Annotated in this window: 8 protein-coding genes and 2 tRNA genes; 6 read left to right on the top strand and 4 right to left on the bottom strand. The window is 43.2% G+C overall.

What is annotated here, in order from left to right; genetic code table 11:
- Positions 1-546: 546 nt before the first annotated feature.
- The 4 genes from AAFP11_RS05325 to AAFP11_RS05310 all read left to right on the top strand — a co-directional run bounded on the left by AAFP11_RS05325 (position 547) and on the right by AAFP11_RS05310 (position 8,654).
- Positions 547-6,063, top strand: coding sequence for an AAA family ATPase (locus AAFP11_RS05325; RefSeq protein WP_341736078.1), 5,517 nt, complete (start codon positions 547-549; stop codon positions 6,061-6,063).
- Positions 6,064-6,315: 252 nt separating this feature from the next.
- Positions 6,316-8,136, top strand: coding sequence for an ABC transporter ATP-binding protein (locus AAFP11_RS05320; protein WP_341736077.1), 1,821 nt, complete (start codon positions 6,316-6,318; stop codon positions 8,134-8,136).
- 297 nt (positions 8,137-8,433) lie between these two features.
- Positions 8,434-8,518: transfer RNA gene (locus tag AAFP11_RS05315), tRNA-Tyr, on the top strand.
- Between the two features lie 64 nt (positions 8,519-8,582).
- Positions 8,583-8,654: transfer RNA gene (locus AAFP11_RS05310), tRNA-Thr, on the top strand.
- Positions 8,655-8,782: 128 nt separating this feature from the next.
- Here AAFP11_RS05310 and AAFP11_RS05305 read toward each other — a convergent pair.
- The 3 genes from AAFP11_RS05305 to AAFP11_RS05295 form a co-directional block, all read right to left on the bottom strand.
- Complete coding sequence (locus AAFP11_RS05305) at positions 8,783-10,030, bottom strand: URC4/urg3 family protein (protein ID WP_341736076.1); 1,248 nt, start codon at positions 10,028-10,030, stop codon at positions 8,783-8,785.
- The gene (locus AAFP11_RS05300; RefSeq protein ID WP_341736075.1) at positions 10,027-11,109 is read right to left on the bottom strand and encodes an adenylate/guanylate cyclase domain-containing protein; all 1,083 of its coding nucleotides are present in this window, start codon (positions 11,107-11,109) and stop codon (positions 10,027-10,029) included. Before AAFP11_RS05300 ends, AAFP11_RS05305 begins: the two co-directional genes overlap by 4 nt.
- A gap of 79 nt (positions 11,110-11,188) precedes the next feature.
- On the bottom strand, positions 11,189-12,436 hold the full coding sequence (locus AAFP11_RS05295; RefSeq protein ID WP_341736074.1) for a GTP cyclohydrolase II: 1,248 nt from the start codon (positions 12,434-12,436) through the stop codon (positions 11,189-11,191).
- Between the two features lie 332 nt (positions 12,437-12,768).
- Here AAFP11_RS05295 and AAFP11_RS05290 point away from each other — a divergent pair, with 332 nt between their 5' ends.
- Positions 12,769-14,103 carry a cytosine deaminase gene (locus AAFP11_RS05290; RefSeq protein ID WP_341736073.1) on the top strand — a complete coding sequence of 445 codons (1,335 nt, stop codon included), beginning with the start codon at positions 12,769-12,771 and terminating at the stop codon, positions 14,101-14,103.
- Between the two features lie 154 nt (positions 14,104-14,257).
- On the top strand, positions 14,258-14,932 hold the full coding sequence (gene queC / locus AAFP11_RS05285; RefSeq protein WP_341736072.1) for a 7-cyano-7-deazaguanine synthase QueC: 675 nt from the start codon (positions 14,258-14,260) through the stop codon (positions 14,930-14,932).
- 319 nt (positions 14,933-15,251) lie between these two features.
- On the opposite strand, the gene AAFP11_RS05280 is transcribed toward queC, so the two are convergent.
- Entirely contained in the window at positions 15,252-16,715 is a 1,464-nt protein-coding gene (locus AAFP11_RS05280) for a hemolysin family protein (RefSeq protein WP_341736071.1), read from the bottom strand.
- Between the last annotated feature and the right edge of the window lie 210 nt (positions 16,716-16,925).

The raw sequence follows: 16,925 nt of genomic DNA, 5'->3' as shown, positions 1-16,925 counted from the left end.
AAACCCTCTTCCTGCTAAGGATTTGACCCTTAAATAAAATAACTTTGCTCGGCTTTTATTGCAATAATTCTTAATGTTTTGTCAATTTTCGTTAACAGCTAGGCAAATTCAATTCCTATAACCTAGATATTAAATGCTTACATGATTCCTCACAGCTAGATATTAATCAATTTAATTGATTTTTTAGAGCCTACTATAAATACTATTAATATAGTAAAATACGCATTTATTTGAAAATTTATTCGATACTGAGCCAAAAACTGCAAGTCTTGTGATTAATCATACAAATTCGTGAAAAATCCGGCTGGGGCGGGGAAGTCCAGAATCATTATGCAGCAAGTATACAGCAATAATTTCATTCTTTAATCTAAAATACTATAAACTCTCTATGGCTGACTCCTGTGGATACCAAAATCCCTACGGTGGGAGGCTACCGGTAGTGGTTTGCTGTCAAGGCCCACTTTCCCACGCATCCCAAAAAACAGCTCTTGAGTGATAATGGAGAGTAATATTAACTTAGCACACCTAATTTCAGAGAACCCAACTATGATGGCAATTCCCGGCGTTGCAGTTCTCGCTCTCATTTATGAAAGCAGCACATCCCTGGTTTACCGCGGCCGGGATGAGCAGAACAATCAGCCTGTTATTATAAAACTTATCAAAGAAGACTATCCGACTCCAGAAGAGCTTAATAGATATCGGCGCGAATATCAAATTACTGCCAGCTTAAAGTTAGACGGAGTGGTCACAGTCCACAAGTTGCTATCTGTGAGAAATAGTTTGGCAATGATTTTAGAAGATTTTGGTGGCGAATCTTTGAGAATCTTCATGGCTTCTCAAAAATTCACAATTTTAGGATTTTTAACTACGGCCATTAAAATTGCTGAAACCTTGGGAGAAATTCACGCTAAAAATGTAATTCACAAAGATATTAACCCCGGCAATATTGTTTTTAACTCAGTTACTGGCAAAGTCAAACTCATCGACTTTAGTATTTCCACTGCCAGCGAATTGGATAACATTCCCAATAAAGACCCTAATTTTTTAGAAGGTACTTTAGCCTATATGTCGCCGGAACAAACCGGTAGAATGAACCGGGTAATAGATTATCGCACCGACTTCTATTCCTTGGGTGTCACCTTCTATGAAATTCTGGCAGGACAACTCCCTTTTAACACAGCCGATCCCATGGAGTTGGTTCATTGTCATATCGCTAAACAGCCAGTACCTCTTAAGGAAATTGCACCGGAAATTCCTCAAGCTGTTTCAGATATTGTGATGAAATTGTTAGCCAAAACTGCTGATGAACGCTATCAAAGCGCCTGGGGACTGAAAGCAGATTTGGAATCTTGTCTGTTTCAGTTGCAGACATCGGGGTTGATTTCTGAGTTTACTCTCGGTAGTCAAGATATTTCCGATAAATTTAAAATACCTCAAAAACTCTACGGCAGACAGCGAGAAGTAGAAACTCTTTTAGCAGCATTTGAACGGGTAGCCGCCACAAATTATCGTTCTAACCGTCGCACCGAACACTCTCAAATTGCTGTGATTAATAAAGATGTAAAATCCACGGCAGAAACTTCCCAATTATTGCTAACAAGAAGAGAATATCATAAATCCCGCAGCGAGATGATGCTAATTGCTGGTTATTCCGGTATTGGCAAATCCGCCATGGTGAAAATTTTAGAAAAACCGATTACTTGCAGACAGGGATATTTTATCTGGGGTAAGTTTGACCAGTACAAACGGACGATTCCTTACTCGGCGGTTGTGATCGCTTTTTCAGAATTGGTGCGACAGCTTTTAACTGAAAGTGAAACCCAGTTAGCAGTATGGCGGGAAAAACTTCGCAGCGCTTTCGGCCAAAATGGGCAAATTATTATTGATGTCATTCCCGAAGTAGAACTGATTGTGGGACCTCAGTCTCCTGTAGTTGAATTAGGGCCAACGGAGTCTCTAAATCGCTTTAATCTGGTTTTTCAAAATTTTATTCGCGTATTTTGTCAGCCAGAACATCCCCTGGTAATTTTTCTGGACGATTTGCAGTGGGCTGATTCGGCGACTCTCAAGTTGATCGAGTTGATGATGACAGATGAGGCTACGCAATATCTGTTTTTAATTGGGGCTTATCGCGATAATGAAGTCAGTCCCACTCATCCTTTAATGATGACTGTGGAGACGCTGCGAAATCAAGAAGCAATTGTCAATCAGATTGCTTTATTGCCACTGGGAGTGGACAATATAACTCATTTGATTGCGGAGACTTTGCATAGCGATCGAGAATCTGTCAAACCTTTAGCTGAGCTTGTTGTCAGCAAAACTGATGGCAATCCTTTTTTTGTAAATCAATTTTTACACACATTATATCAGGAAGACTTGCTGGTTTTTCATCCGCCTCTGTCGGGAAATAAAGGCGGCTGGCATTGGGACATAAATCAAATAGAGCAGTGCGCCATCACTGATAATGTGGTAGATTTGATGGTACAAAAGTTAAGAAAACTGCCTAGTTCCACTCAGCAAGTTTTGCGTTTAGTAGCTTGTTTGGGTAATGAATTTGACTTAAACACCCTGTCTTTAATTAATGAAAAAGAAGCTTCAGAAACTTTTTCCCATTTGTTACCAGCTATTAAGTCGGGATTGATTTTGCCAAGTTCGGAGTTGGAAAGTAAGTCCTTAGATTATGTGATGTTTCCGCTGTTGATTCTAAATTATAAATTTTTACATGACCGGGTACAACAAGCAGCCTATGCTTTAATTGATGATTCGGAAAAAAAAGCTGTTCACCTGAAAATAGGTAGGCAAATATTAGAAAATACTCCCACTGAATATCGGGCTGACAGAATTTTTGAATTGGTCGATCACTTGAATGTGGCTCGAACTTTAATCGGGGAAGATAAAGAATTAATTGAACTGGCGACGTTGAATTTAGATGCGGCGAGGCGAGCCAAAGATGCCACAGCTTATGTTTCAGCTTTGCAGTATTTAACCGCAGGTATGGACGGCTTGACGGAGGATATTTGGGATTCCCACTATGACTTAGCCTTTGCTTTGCATATGGAACGAGCAAATGTTGAGTATTTAAACGGTTATTTTGAAAAATCCGAAGGGTTTATCAATATAACTTTACAAAAAGCCCGATCGCCTTTAGAGAAAGTAGAAATTTACAACCTACTGATCGTACAGTACACCCTGCGCGCCAAGTACGAGGATGCAGTCAAAGCGGGCATCAAAGCCTTGAACTTGCTGGGTATCGATTTGCCCCTAGATGGGCTGCAAACCGTGATTTCTGAAGAATTTGAGGCAGCCAAGAGCATTTTGGGCGATCGCGAAATTGCTTCATTGATTGACGCCCCGGAAATGACTATCCCAGAAAAAAAAGTTGCCGTTAAATTAATCACAAATTTACTAACATCAGCCTACCTCAACAATCCAGATTTGTGGAAAGTCAGCGTTTTAAAAGGACTAAATCTTTCTCTCAAATACGGTTTAGTTCCCGAAGCATCTCTTTGTTACGCAGGTTATGGTATGTTTTTGAATGCGGTTTCAGGAGATTACAAAACCGCCTATCAATTTGCCATGCTGTCGCTGAATTTGAGCGAAAAATCTGGGAACTTGGGTCTAAAATGTCGAGCCTGTTCATCCCTAGTCAGTATTTTTCATTACTGGTTCAATCATATCAAAGAAGCTTACGCAATTAGTAATGAAGGATATCAAGCAGCCTTAGAATCTGGGGATTTAGAATATGCAGGTTATATTCTGTCTAACCGCATCGCCAATTATTTCTTTCAAGGCAGAGATATTGCCCAAGTGCTCGCAGATACCAAAGGATATTTGCAATTTAGCCAAAAAACCAAAAATCAACTGGTAACTGATACATTATTAGGAGTTGAGTTAATCCTCTGTAACCTCAGCAAACTCACTACTGACAAACTGGTTTTTGAGAACGAAGAAATTACCGAGCTTGAGTATGTATACAATTGTCAAGCCCATCAAAATTTGTACTCGCTGTGCTTGTATCAAATTCGTAAATGCCAGGTATTGTACTTGTATGGTAACTACAAGGAAGCATTACAATTAGCTTTGGAAGTAGAAAAGCAGCTTTCCTTTATTACAGGAGCTATACCCGCCACCGAATGGAATTTTTACTTTTCGTTAGTGCTAATCGCTGTCTATCCCAATGTTTCTAAGTCAGAGCAAACGCTGTATTTAGAGAAGTTAGAAAAGAATCAAAGAGAGATGAAAATTTGGGCAGATAACTGTCCAGAAAATTTTCTCCACAAGCACGTTTTAGTGCAAGCAGAAATAGCCAGAATTTCCAAAAAAGACTCAGAAGCTGTCGAATTGTACGACTTCGCCATCACTTTAGCTCAAGACAATGAGTTTGTCCAAAATGAAGCCTTGGCTAATGAACTAGCAGCCAAATATTGGTTAAATAAAGGCAAATATCAATATGCTAAAATTCACTTACGGGATGCTCATTCCTGCTACCAACGCTGGGGTGCCGCGCGAAAAGTAGATGATTTAGAACAAAAATATCCCCAGTTGCGGGAAATGACACCTCTCAACGGCAATTTTGCCCTCAACCAAACTACCACAACTATTCATACTTCTACTGGTAGCGATGCGAGGGCCTTGGATTTAGCAACAGTAATGAAGGCTTCTCTAGCAATTTCTAGCGAAATTGTCTTGGATAAGTTGCTGGGTTCTTTGATGAGGATATCGCTGGAAAATGCTGGTGCTCAATTAGGTTTTCTGATTTTAGTCAGAGATGGAAAACTTTTAATTTTAGCGAAAGCTTCAGTATTTGCCGAAGATGTCACGATGTTGCCATTTACGCCTCTTGAGGAATGTCAGGATTTACCTGTGACGGTGATTAATTATGTGGAAAGGACTCGCTCGGACTTGGTGTTGAGCAATGCGGCGACTGAGGGACTATTTACGGCAGATCCCTACGTCGCCCAGCACCAACTCCAATCTATTTTGTGTACTCCCATTGTGAATCGAGGCAAACTAATCGGCATTCTTTATTTGGAAAATAATTTGACTATCGGTGCTTTTACTCCTCACAGATTGGAAGTTTTAAGGTTGCTTTCTTCCCAAGTTGCTATTTCTTTAGAAAATGCTCTGCTTTACAATTCTGTGGAGCAGAAAGTCCAAGAGCGGACGCAGGAGTTAAATGAAAAGAATGAGAGTTTAGAACAAACTTTGCGCGAGCTAAAACTCACTCAAGCTCAATTGATTCAAACCGAAAAAATGTCTAGTCTGGGGCAAATGGTGGCGGGTGTAGCTCACGAAATTAATAATCCTGTAAGTTTTATCTATGGAAATCTGACACCAGCGGGCGAATATGTCCAAGATTTGCTGAAATTGATTGAGCTTTACCAGCAGCACTATCCAGATCCTAGCGATGAAATTATGGATGAGATTGAAACTATTGAACTGGAATTTTTGATCGAAGATTTGCAAAAGTTGCTGGATTCTATGAAGGTGGGAGCTGAAAGAATTCGCGATATTGTGTTGAGTTTGCGGAATTTTTCGCGCTTAGATGAAGCGGAAATGAAGTCGGTTGATATTCATCAAGGGATTGACAGTACGGTGATGCTGTTGCAGCCTCGTCTGAGAAAGGAGGGCGGGCGTTTGGGGATTGAGGTGATTAGAAATTACGGGAATTTGCCGCTAATTACTTGTTATGCGTCGCAGTTGAATCAGGTGTTTATGAATATCTTGACCAATGCGATCGATGCGCTGTTGTTGGTCAGAGATAGCCCGGAAAATTATCAAAAAAAGCCTGCTATTACGATCGCCACGGAGGTGACAGATCGGAGTTCGGCGATCGTTAGAATCGGGGATACGGGTCCTGGGATGACGACGGAGGTGCTGCACAAGATTTTTGACCCGTTTTTTACGACTAAACCTGTGGGTTCTGGTACGGGTTTGGGATTGTCTATTTGTCACTCCATTGTGGTGAGTTCTCATGGTGGGAAATTGACTTGTGTTTCTGCACCGGGAGAGGGGAGTGAGTTTATTATTGAAATTCCCATCGCCCCACGGCAAGTGATCTAAAAAACATAGCCCAGAATACACTTTATACTCCCTGCTGGCACTGGAAAGTTGGGGATTTGAGCATTTTGACAGATGATTTAATTTGACTTAAAACCGAAAATTGCCATAAATCACTCGATCGGGTGAGTCCCTAGCATTCGGCGAACAGGGATGCCCGATCGCTCACTTATGTAGTATATTTGTAACTTAGCTACCTACAGAGTACAGTTTCAGATTTAAGTGTTTGCAAGGGTTCTATCTCAACAAAAATTTATGGCCAGCTTTCGGGACATCTTAAAATACTACAGCCACTACTGGAAAATTTCAGTTTTGAGCATAGGCGCATCCAGCCTTTTGGCACTAGCCGATTTGCTTGTGCCCTACGCGATCGGTCAAACATTAAACGTATTGTCGGGTAAACCTACAGATAATGTTACCCAAAAACTGATCTCCGCGATCGCCTCTGTTACCCAGCAACCAGTCAACCAAACATTATCACTAGCCGTCTTGCTGGGGTTAATTTTTGTGGTAAGTGTAGTAAAATCACCGATCGAACCTTGGGTAGGAAATTGGTTCCACTGGGTAATACCATTGACAGCGAGGCGCGATCAAATGAGAAATGCGATCGGCAAAATCCTCACCTTACCCCTAGAATTCTACGACGAAAACAACGCCGGACGGATTTCCAGTCGCATCGCCAAAGGCGTCGCTAACTACACCTGGACCTACCCAGAAATTGCTGGGGAATTCATCCCCGAAGTCGTCCGCTTAATTGGCATTTTTGCAGTCATCTGGTTAATGGAGTGGCGAATTGGCTTATTAATTTTGCTTTCCTTCCTCTTGATCCTCGGTTTCACCCTCAAAGGTTTGCAAGAGGTTACTAAGCGGGAAGAAATTCTGGATGAATACATCGAAGATACCGAAAGTCGCAACTCGGAAATTATCACCAACATCAAAACAGTCAAAGCTTTTGCGACAGAAACAGAGGAACTAAAAAGGCAAACCACCAGACTCGATCGCGAATTAAAAGTAGTGATCCACCGCATTCACAAAGGATACGTCACCCTGGGGACATACCAGCAGACATTTGTCCAGTTGTGTTTGTTTTCTGTTCTCGGTTTTAGCCTCGCAGCCACGGTGGGAGGCAAAATTTCCATCGGATATTTTGTTACCATCTACACTTTGGCAAGCATGGCCTATTCCCAACTACGGCCGATTAGCATTATCGCCGAAGTATTTGCCCGCCGCTATGCTTCCATGATCCGGTTCCATGAGTTTATGGAAACGTCAGAGGGTGTAGATGCGATTAATTTAGCAGAAAATGCTAGAGCCGCACAGCCACCTTATAAATTTACTGGTAAGGTTGAGCTTAGCGGTTTGACATTCGGTTACGACAGTGAAAAACCTGTGTTGCAGGATTTGAATTTATTGATTCATCCCCGTCAAACCATAGCATTAGTAGGGCGATCGGGTTCGGGGAAATCGACTTTAGTGAAACTGCTGTTTCGCTATTTTGAACCCAACTCCGGGCGCATTCTGATCGATGGGGAAGACATTCGCAGCTTAGATGTGACTCGCTACCGCCAGCGTTTAGCCATTGTTCACCAAGAAGTAGACGTTTTTAACGGTACTTTGCTCGAAAATCTGACTTACGGAAACAGAAGTGCCACTTTCGAGCAAGTGGAGGATGCTTGTCGCATCGCCAAAGTAGACGATTTTGTACAGTTGTTGCCCCACGGTTACTATACCGTGGTTGGGGAGCGAGGAATGCGCTTGTCCGGTGGTCAGCGACAGCGATTGGGTATTGCTAGGGCGCTGTTAGTGGAGCCGGATGTGTTAATTTTCGATGAGGCTACTTCGAGTTTGGATTATGAAAGCGAGCGATCGATCCAGATAGCCATGCGAAATATCCTCGGTACGCGCACTACCATCATTATTGCCCACCGACTCAGTACCATTCGTGAAGCCGATGCGATCGTCGTACTCGATCGCGGTAGAATCGTCGAAGTTGGCAGCCACAACGAACTTTTGAACCAACAAGGCATTTACCGGAGGCTGCACTCCCTGCAAGAAACCGGCCAGTTGCTTGATTAGTCAACGGATTTGGGAGCATCCCGATTTGGTAAGGGCGAAGCATGACGGCTGTAAATCTCTGGTTATCACTAATAAATTGTCTGCGGTCATGCTATAGCCCCTACGAATATATTTGGAAAACACAGATGCACCCAAGGGTTTTTGATTGGGGATTGAAATTTCCCAATTCCCGATCCCGGAGTTACGGTGTCCTATAGCCCGTGCTTTACTTATACATTCCACGTATCTGATTAGTATTTTAAATGTATTGTTGCAAACCCAGAAAATAGTGATAGGGTATTTAACTGTGGTGCAAATGGGTCGATGCCCGAGCGGTTAATGGGGGCGGACTGTAAATCCGCTGGCTACGCCTACGCTAGTTCAAATCTAGCTCGGCCCACCACTTTTTAATTAAAAGTTAAAATTTAAAAGTTAAAATTTTTAATTTGATATTTTTAATTGTCTATGCCCGTATAACTCAGTGGTAGAGTACCTCCTTGGTAAGGAGGAAGTCACGAGTTCAAATCTCGTTACGGGCTTACTGCGTCCTAGTATATCTGTCAACGGTTTCAGGCTCGCCAGAAAATACTTTTTCGGCTCCACTTTGGTGCTAATGGTTTTATCCATACTGTACGAGTGCAAGTGGAGTCGATGGGATTTTTTCGATTCAAAACACTGTCCCGTCGCTGGTTATCTGAATTGGCGGCACTCCACCAGCCCTCAATTCTCCGGCGATTTTCCGCCCCGCGCCCCAAGTTCCTCCTTGCAAAATCTTCACCAGCGGCAAATCAGTCGCACTCAAATCCAGCTTTTCTCGAATAGCTGTGGCAATTTGATCTAACAGATGCACAGTGAGCGATCGCCATTCTACTATCACCTCCGAACCCGGTAAATAACTCTCGCTAAAAATCCCTAAATCTTTTGCCTGCAATAGCCCAATATCCAAACAAAAACCGCCGTTGCGATACTCAGACAATCCCGTTAACTCATCTAATTCCACGACTTCTAAACCAAGCTCTTGTAGCGGTTCCAACAGAGAGTAAGTTAACCACTGGGAAAGTTTGTGAAACGGCACAAATTCAGAGTGCTGATATTCTCCCAACAGAGCCGGATGTGGCCAAACATCGCCTAAATTCACACCTCCAATTACATATCTCCCAGGCCAAATTTCCCCAAATCCTGTCAAAACAGCGCTCAAAACTTCCTGGGCCTTGATAGTTTTGAATCCACAAGAGTGAGTATCTAGCAAGTATTTTGCCAAATTGCCAGGGCGCGGGTTTTCTGGGCCAAACAATAATGGATGTTGGCAAATCGCCTTTCCCAAACGCTGCAACAATTCTAATCTACCCCCTAAACCAACTAGCGGATTTTCTCGACTTACTTGAAATCCAGTCGCTAAGGTTTCTAAGGTTAATTCAGAAAGTCCTAGAGCATCAGCTTGCCACGGAAAATCGGGATTGCTGGAAAAAAAACCTTGACAAAACATCCGAAAAGTGGCTACGGCTAAGCCTTCGGAACGGCGGTAAATCAGTCCTGTTTCGGCTTCGCAATAGTGCCAATCTGCACCCGCACCGGCATCAAGCAACACACTGATAATTGCTAAGTCAAATTTGATTTGAGTCTTTTCCAGGAGTGTAAATTGTGCTATTGCTAGATCTAATTGAGCGAGTCGGGGCTGGTTTCCCACTTCAAAATGCCGCCAGCGACTGTGAAAGGGTATCTGGAAATCGGGATACTGTTCCCTAGTTGTCTCCATCACATAATTGGCGGCTTGGTCGAGTTTGGTTAAATCGATGCGGAAATGGGGGAGTTTATCTTCGGAGGCTAAATTAAACAGCCGATCGCACTTGTGGCGAATAGCAGCAGGTGTCCTCAGATATTCCACGGTTTCTAACTCTTTACTATTCAAGTTCATATAACTAGGAAACGGTAAACATCATTTTCTTTAAAAAAGTCAAACTGACTATAATCTAAAATATTATCTAATATAACATTTTTATCTATTTTAATCAATTGATATTCCCACTTAGAACCGCTCACTTCCCGTTTGATTCTTTCAGAAACTATCACCGAATTTTTATCATATTTCGGAGAAACTATTTTGCTTAAATCTTCCAGTCTGTCAGCTATGTTAATATCTTTACCGTAGGTACAAGACCGAAATATATACAAATTTCCCTTAGCAATTCCCACCGACAACCCACAAGGTATTTGATGGGAATCGATAAAGATTTTCCAATTTTTACACAAACTTTCCATGGCAGCCAGGGCTGAGTGAGATTCGGGGAAAGTGAGCAGGTGTGAATCGCCAACTATACTCCGAATTGTGCCACCGTATTCTTCGCAAATTGTTTTTTCAAAGGCATCAAAATTGGTGAGTAAATATTCTACATCTTTGATAGAATTAGATTCTTGATAGGCAATAAAACCTCTCAAATCAGCTTTGATGATGGCTTGATTTTCTACAATTCGCGTCTTATGACTTTGGTCAACTTTGTAGACTCTTTCAGGTTCGCTCATCCCTTTCAAAGAAAACTCATTGACGAAGGATGTTTGCACTTCTGCTTTATTGAGGGCTAACCAAGCTGCTTGGGATAAATATATTTCATCCTGGGGAGTAACAGATTCTATGCGAGCTGTTAAATTTACTGTATCACCAAAGATATCTTTATCTTGGTGCAAAACATCTCCTAAAGTAATTGAGACGCGAATCGCCAATCGTTCGTCATTGGATTTGCTAGATTGTTGTGCTCTCAATTCTTGCTGCATTTCTATGGCGGCCATAGCTGCGGCTGTGACACTAGGAAAAATCAGCCAAAATGAATCACCTTCTCCTTTAATCAAACTGCCTTCATTTCTGGTGCTAATATCTAAAATAAAAGTTTTGTGTTCGTTCAACAAGCTACTTAATTCCGACTGAGATAATTTTTTTACTCTGACGGTATATCCGCAAATATCTGTTTTTACTATCACAGTAGAACGTAAATTAGCCATAACCTGCCTTGATCGCTCAAAAAAAAATAGCAATGAATTTGATTTGACCAAGACGCGATGAATCGCGCTCGATCTCACTTCAATCTTCCAAATCTCGTCCTTTAGTTTCTGCGAGGATTTTAGCATCTGGTACTCCCGATGGAGTGTAGTAGCCAGCAGCTTTTTTAGCGATGATTTCGACTTGTGCATCTGCGGGAATCCGATCTTCTGGAATGGGGATGCGATCGACTACTTGAATGCCAGAATTGACAATGGCATTGTATTTGAGATCGCTCATCGAAACTAAACTGTCAATCCGAGAAATTCCCAACCAGTGCAAAACATCTGGCATTAGTTCTTGAAAGCGCATATCTTGAACTCCAGCAACACATTCAGTGCGAGTAAAATACTCATCAGGGCGATCGCCTCCTGTTTGCCTTTTTCTCGCATTGTACACCAAAAACTTAGTTACTTCACCCAAAGCTCTGCCCTCCTTGCGAAAGTAAAGAATTACCCCCGATCCCCCTGCTTGTGCTGTTTGGATACACATCTCAATTCCGTGTACCAAATAAGGACGACAAGTACAAATATCAGAACCAAAAACATCTGAACCGTTACACTCGTCATGTACTCGTACCGCTAACTGCTTCTGTGGGTCAGAAATATTAGCTACATCCCCAATAATATAAACTGTAGTTCCCCCAATCGGCGGCAAAAAAACCTGCAATTCTGGTCGCTTCACTAAGTCGGAAAACATTCCCCCTGTTTGCTGAAACAGCACACGGCGGAGAACTGTTTCTTCCACACCAATCCGATGGGCAATTCCCGGCAAATGCCACACCGGATCGATCGCGATTTTGGTGACTGCCAAATTTCCGCCAGCTTTCACAATTTTGCCATCAATGAGTACCCGCTTTTGGGCAATAGCATCTTGAAGTTCGGGCAGATTAATGTGAGCTTTTGTCACTGCAATTGTCGGTCGAATATCGTATCCCTGCTGATAAAACGAGGTGTAAATTTCGCTAACCAAAGCGCCAAAAGGATCGAGAGAAACAATCAAGTTAGCATCACCCCAACTGGGGTGGGGTCCGATGTCGGCGGTGGGAGACGTGTTAGTAAAATCGGGGCGGTGATTTGCTTGGAGTGCCCCCTTGGCTACAGCTAGCGCCCGATAGACAGAGTAGGAACCGGAGTGAGTGCCGATCGCATTGCGGTGAGAGGATTTGCTGAGACTAGCAATCACCGGCCCTCGTTTCAGCGGATCGATTTCTCCCCAATAAATAGGAAGAGGTTTTCTGGGAGATATCTTGGGGTGGGAACTTAAAAATATATCCTTGGGTGTTGACACAGTTTTTCTGGCTCTGGTTATGGATGCTGCTAAAATCTAAAATCGATTGACTAGGGAAATTTTCTCAAAAATTAAAGATTTTTCATTTGTGCTTCAGCGCTCTCCGCTAAACTGCCAATAATTAAGGTACATACTTTATCTTAGTTTATCTAGTAATTTTATCTAACTTTTGGCTGATTTTTGGGCAGAAAAATACAGCCAAATACAGAGGGTGCTGAAAAATTAACAAACAGATAAACCGGAAAATTATAGAGGTTTACAACTCCTGAAATAGTTGCTATAGTTACAAATGATAGCACTAAATTATCAATAAATATTAACTCATAGATTGAATGTTGCCAAGTACATCTAATTATTTTCTAAAAAATGCTTGCGTGCCGATGTCTCTGTTGGAGATTCCATCGATCGCACTCAAGTCCGATCCAGTCGCAGTCACAGAGACTGGCGAGGGTTTGTGTATAGTGGATGTGGAAATTAGCGCTGGGGCGATCGCCAAAATTACCCCCTCCGGTAAGCAACCTTTATCAGAAGTTGCAGATATCCCAGTGGTAGATTGTCGAGGAGGTCTAGTTTGGCCTTGCTTCGTCGATATACACACCCATTTAGACAAAGGTCATATTTGGGAAAGAGCACCCAATCCCGATGGCACATTTGCCAAAGCAATCTTGACAGTGGGCGCTGACACTCAAAAAAACTGGAACCCAGAAGATATTTATCGGCGGATGGAGTTCGGGATTAAGTGCAGCTACGCCCACGGCACCAAAGCCATTCGCACCCATATCGACAGCGGAGGCGAACAGGGAAACTTTAGCTTAGCAGCATTTGAAGAGTTGCGGACACAATGGGGCGATCGGCTAATGTTGCAAGCAGTTTCCCTAGTCTCCCTGGAATATTTACTAACACCAGCCGGGGAAAAATTAGCCGATAAAATGGCAGAAATCGGCGGTATTTTAGGCGGTGTTGCCTATATAAATCCAGACCTAGACAAACAACTAGATCGAGTTTTTGACCTCGCCCAAGAACGAGGCTTAAACCTCGATTTCCACACCGATGAAAATGACGACCCAGAATCAGTAACATTACGACAAGTAGCCAAAACAGCCATCCGCCATCAATTCCCAGGTAAAATCATCTGCGGACACTGCTGTAGTTTAGCCGTCCAACCCCCAGAATTAGTAACAGAAACTATCACCTTAGTCAAGGAAGCTAATATTGGCATTGTCAGCTTACCAATGTGCAATCTTTATCTCCAAGACAGACAATCCAAGCGGACACCCCGCTGGCGGGGAGTGACGCTGGTGCACGAACTCAAAACAGCAGGAATTCCCGTTGCTTTTGCTAGCGACAACTGTCGCGATCCCTTTTATGGATTTGGCGACCACGATGTTTTAGAAGTCTTCAATATGGCAGTCCGAATCGCTCACTTAGATAGACCCTATGGAGATTGGCCCCGTGCGGTGACAAAGACTCCGGCAGATTTAATGGGATTGCCTAAATTGGGGAGAATAGCAGTAGGTTTACCAGCAGATTTGATTTTGTTTAAAGCCAGGAATTACAGCGAATTATTATCTAGGTCCCAGCGCGATCGCACAGTGTTGCGACAAGGCATTAAAATAGATACAACCTTACCAGATTACCGCGAACTAGACGACTTGCTAGCAAATTAAACTTATAACAATCCTCACATCAACTGTCAACTATTTCTCTTCTCTTCTCTTCCTTCGCGTCTTCGCGGTTCGTTAAAATCCATCGCTGTAATCTTGTCAATTCACAACTAATTTGATATAAATGTAAAGGCTAATTTAATGGAGGTTATTTTAAATGAAAGCAGTTATTTTATTGTCGGGAGGACTGGATTCCTCAACTGTTTTATATCAAGCCAAAGCCGACGGCTGCGAATGTTACGCGATTTCCTTTGACTACCAGCAAAGACATCGGCGGGAGTTGGAATCAGCAAGGGCGATCGCACTTGCGGCAGGTGTTAAAGCACATCAGATAGTCAACTTTGATTTGACACTGTGGGGAGGTTCGGCGCTGACGGATAATCAGATGGAATTGCCGATCGATCGCACTCTCACAGAAATGTCCCAAAACATCCCGATTACCTACGTTCCTGCTAGAAATACCATTTTTCTCAGCTTTGCCCTCGCCTACGCCGAAACCCTAGGAGCTCAGCGAATTTATATCGGTGTGAACGCTTTAGATTATTCCGGCTATCCCGACTGTCGCCTCGATTACATCCAAGCCATGCAGGAAGTATTTCGGTTAGGAACCAAGCAGGGAAGGGAAGGAGAAGCTATTAAGATTATAACACCTTTGATTGAACTTAAAAAAACCGAAATTATTCAATTAGGCAACAAATTAGGAGTGCCTTGGGAGCAAACTTGGTCTTGCTATGCTGGTGGCGAAAATGCCTGTGGCGTTTGCGATTCTTGTCGATTGCGGCTGGCGGCTTTTGAGGAATTGGGATTGCAAGATCCGGTGCCTTACGCTTAAATATGACTTACACATGATAGTCAGAAACCGGGTTGTTTCGAGTCTCTTCGCTGCCGCCCGCCGAAACGGTAAAAACCCGGTTTCTAAGCATCGCAGCGGGTGGTGAGAAACCTGGTTTTTTTGCGAGAATAAATTACAGATGGCAGAAGCAGCAAAAAACCCGGTTTCTTTGTGGTTTATTGATTGTTAGTTTATTTTCAATACTTCGGACACTTTTTAATAGGCAACGGTAGAATGCGGGTTTGGGGTTCCAAGTTCGCCGCGATCGCCAACGATAGAATGACGGTTTCAGGCGTTTATCTAAAAACTGTCCGGACTATTAACTAAAAGATTCTGAACTATGAGCTTTCGCCACACCTCTCAACCCGCTATTCGATCGCCCTTTCCTCACAACTTCCCCATCCACTGCTGCAACTTCACTCAAAGCTCGATCGCCCGTAGCCTCTTCCAACAACTGAATTTGAATTTGATCTAACCGCGGCCCGCATACAGAAACCACCGCGAGTTCCACATTTTCGCTGCGCCACACTTCCCCCACCGCCGGCATTCTTTGCAACTGATAGCTCAAAAAACCTCCAATGGTTTGATATTCGTCAGTTACTGGCAAATCCAAATTCAATATTTGATTCACATCATCTACATTTAACTGCGCTTGCACCAAAAAAGTGCGATCGTTCAATACTTGCAAAGCTATTTCTTTACTATCTTGCGATTCGTAACTGCGGCCGATAATTTCTGCAATCAAATCCCGCAGCGTCACTAACCCGGAAATGCCGCCAAATTCATCGACGACGATCGCAATTTCTTCCGAGGAACCCTGCATCAAAGGTAGCAATTCTCCCAACAGCATCATCTCCGGCACAAACCTCACCGGACGCATCCACGTTACAATTGGCGTGTCTGGTGATAACAAACCTTCGGCTAGGGGTTTAGCAAGTTGTTTGAAGTCTATCACCCCGATAATATCATCGAAGGAATCTCCTGTAATCGGATACCTAGAATGGTTGGAAATCGTAATTTCCGAGAGCAAAGTTTGAAAAGTAGCAGTCTTGGGAAGCGCGACAATACTTGGCCTTGGCACCATCACTTCTTGTACCCACACTTCCCCAAACTCAAATACGTTGTTGAGCAATTCTCGTTCTTCTGCTTGCAAGCCGCTTGACTCTGTGGAAGTAGCGATAATTAATTGTAGTTCTTCGGGAGTCACTGGCCGATGGGTGACATCGTATTCAATGCCCGCAAGCTGCAAGAGCGATCGAGTCGATTTATTGAGCAAGGAAACAAATGGATTGAATAAACGAGCAATCTGTAAACTGGGAGTGCCTAGGCCTCTTGCTAATTGTTCGGAATAAAGTAAGGCTACAGATTTCGGCACCAGTTCGCCGAGTACGATTTGTAGATAAGCCAGCAGAAAAAAAGTGACTATGGATATGCTAAAAGAATGGGCGATGGATTCCTTGATATAAGTTGGCAGTGGCAAAAAGTGGATGGAAGCTCGGATCAGCACGGCGATCGTATCTTCCCCAATCCAGCCGAGAGCTAAACTAGAAAGAGTGATTCCCAACTGCATAGTTGAGAGCAATCGCTCAATACTTTGGATCAAAGATTGAACCGTCAGAGCCGGAACATCCCCCGCCTCAACTAACTGATTAATCCGCGAACGACGCACCGTTACCATCGAAAACTCAGCCGCCACAAAAAAAGCATTGATCGCTATCAGCAGCAGCACTGATAGCAACCGTGACAGCACCTCTGTCCAAGTCATAGCAGGCAACTCAGCCATCTCCTACACTCTCCTGACCCAGGCCTGTGGGAGTGATACAGCTCTGCCTAGAACCACTTTCTCGGCTGAGCCTGAGAACCAGTCGGTCGGTTTGACCTCCTCCATAGCAAGCTAAAATTGTTGACAATCCCCCTAACACGAACACAACAGGGGCAAGGATCTGCAAATATTTTCCAAATATTGAACTACTCACCGCTCACCTGGAGTACC

This window comes from Microcoleus sp. CAWBG640 (genome assembly GCF_020883015.1).
In the GTDB taxonomy this organism is placed as follows: Bacteria; Cyanobacteriota; Cyanobacteriia; order Cyanobacteriales; family Microcoleaceae; genus Microcoleus; species Microcoleus anatoxicus.
Note: the sequence above shows the minus strand (reverse complement) of the source record. Positions and strands in the feature narration are given on the sequence as shown.

Excerpts from the sequence above, each read along its gene's own strand:
- AAFP11_RS05325 (WP_341736078.1), top strand. The coding sequence starts at position 547 with ATGATGGCAATTCCCGGCGTTGCAGTTCTCGCTCTCATTTATGAAAGC.
- AAFP11_RS05320 (WP_341736077.1), top strand. The coding sequence starts at position 6,316 with ATGGCCAGCTTTCGGGACATCTTAAAATACTACAGCCACTACTGGAAA.
- AAFP11_RS05305 (WP_341736076.1), bottom strand. The coding sequence starts at position 10,030 with ATGAACTTGAATAGTAAAGAGTTAGAAACCGTGGAATATCTGAGGACA.
- AAFP11_RS05300 (WP_341736075.1), bottom strand. The coding sequence starts at position 11,109 with ATGGCTAATTTACGTTCTACTGTGATAGTAAAAACAGATATTTGCGGA.
- AAFP11_RS05290 (WP_341736073.1), top strand. The coding sequence starts at position 12,769 with ATGTTGCCAAGTACATCTAATTATTTTCTAAAAAATGCTTGCGTGCCG.
- queC (WP_341736072.1), top strand. The coding sequence starts at position 14,258 with ATGAAAGCAGTTATTTTATTGTCGGGAGGACTGGATTCCTCAACTGTT.
- AAFP11_RS05280 (WP_341736071.1), bottom strand. The coding sequence starts at position 16,715 with ATGGCTGAGTTGCCTGCTATGACTTGGACAGAGGTGCTGTCACGGTTG.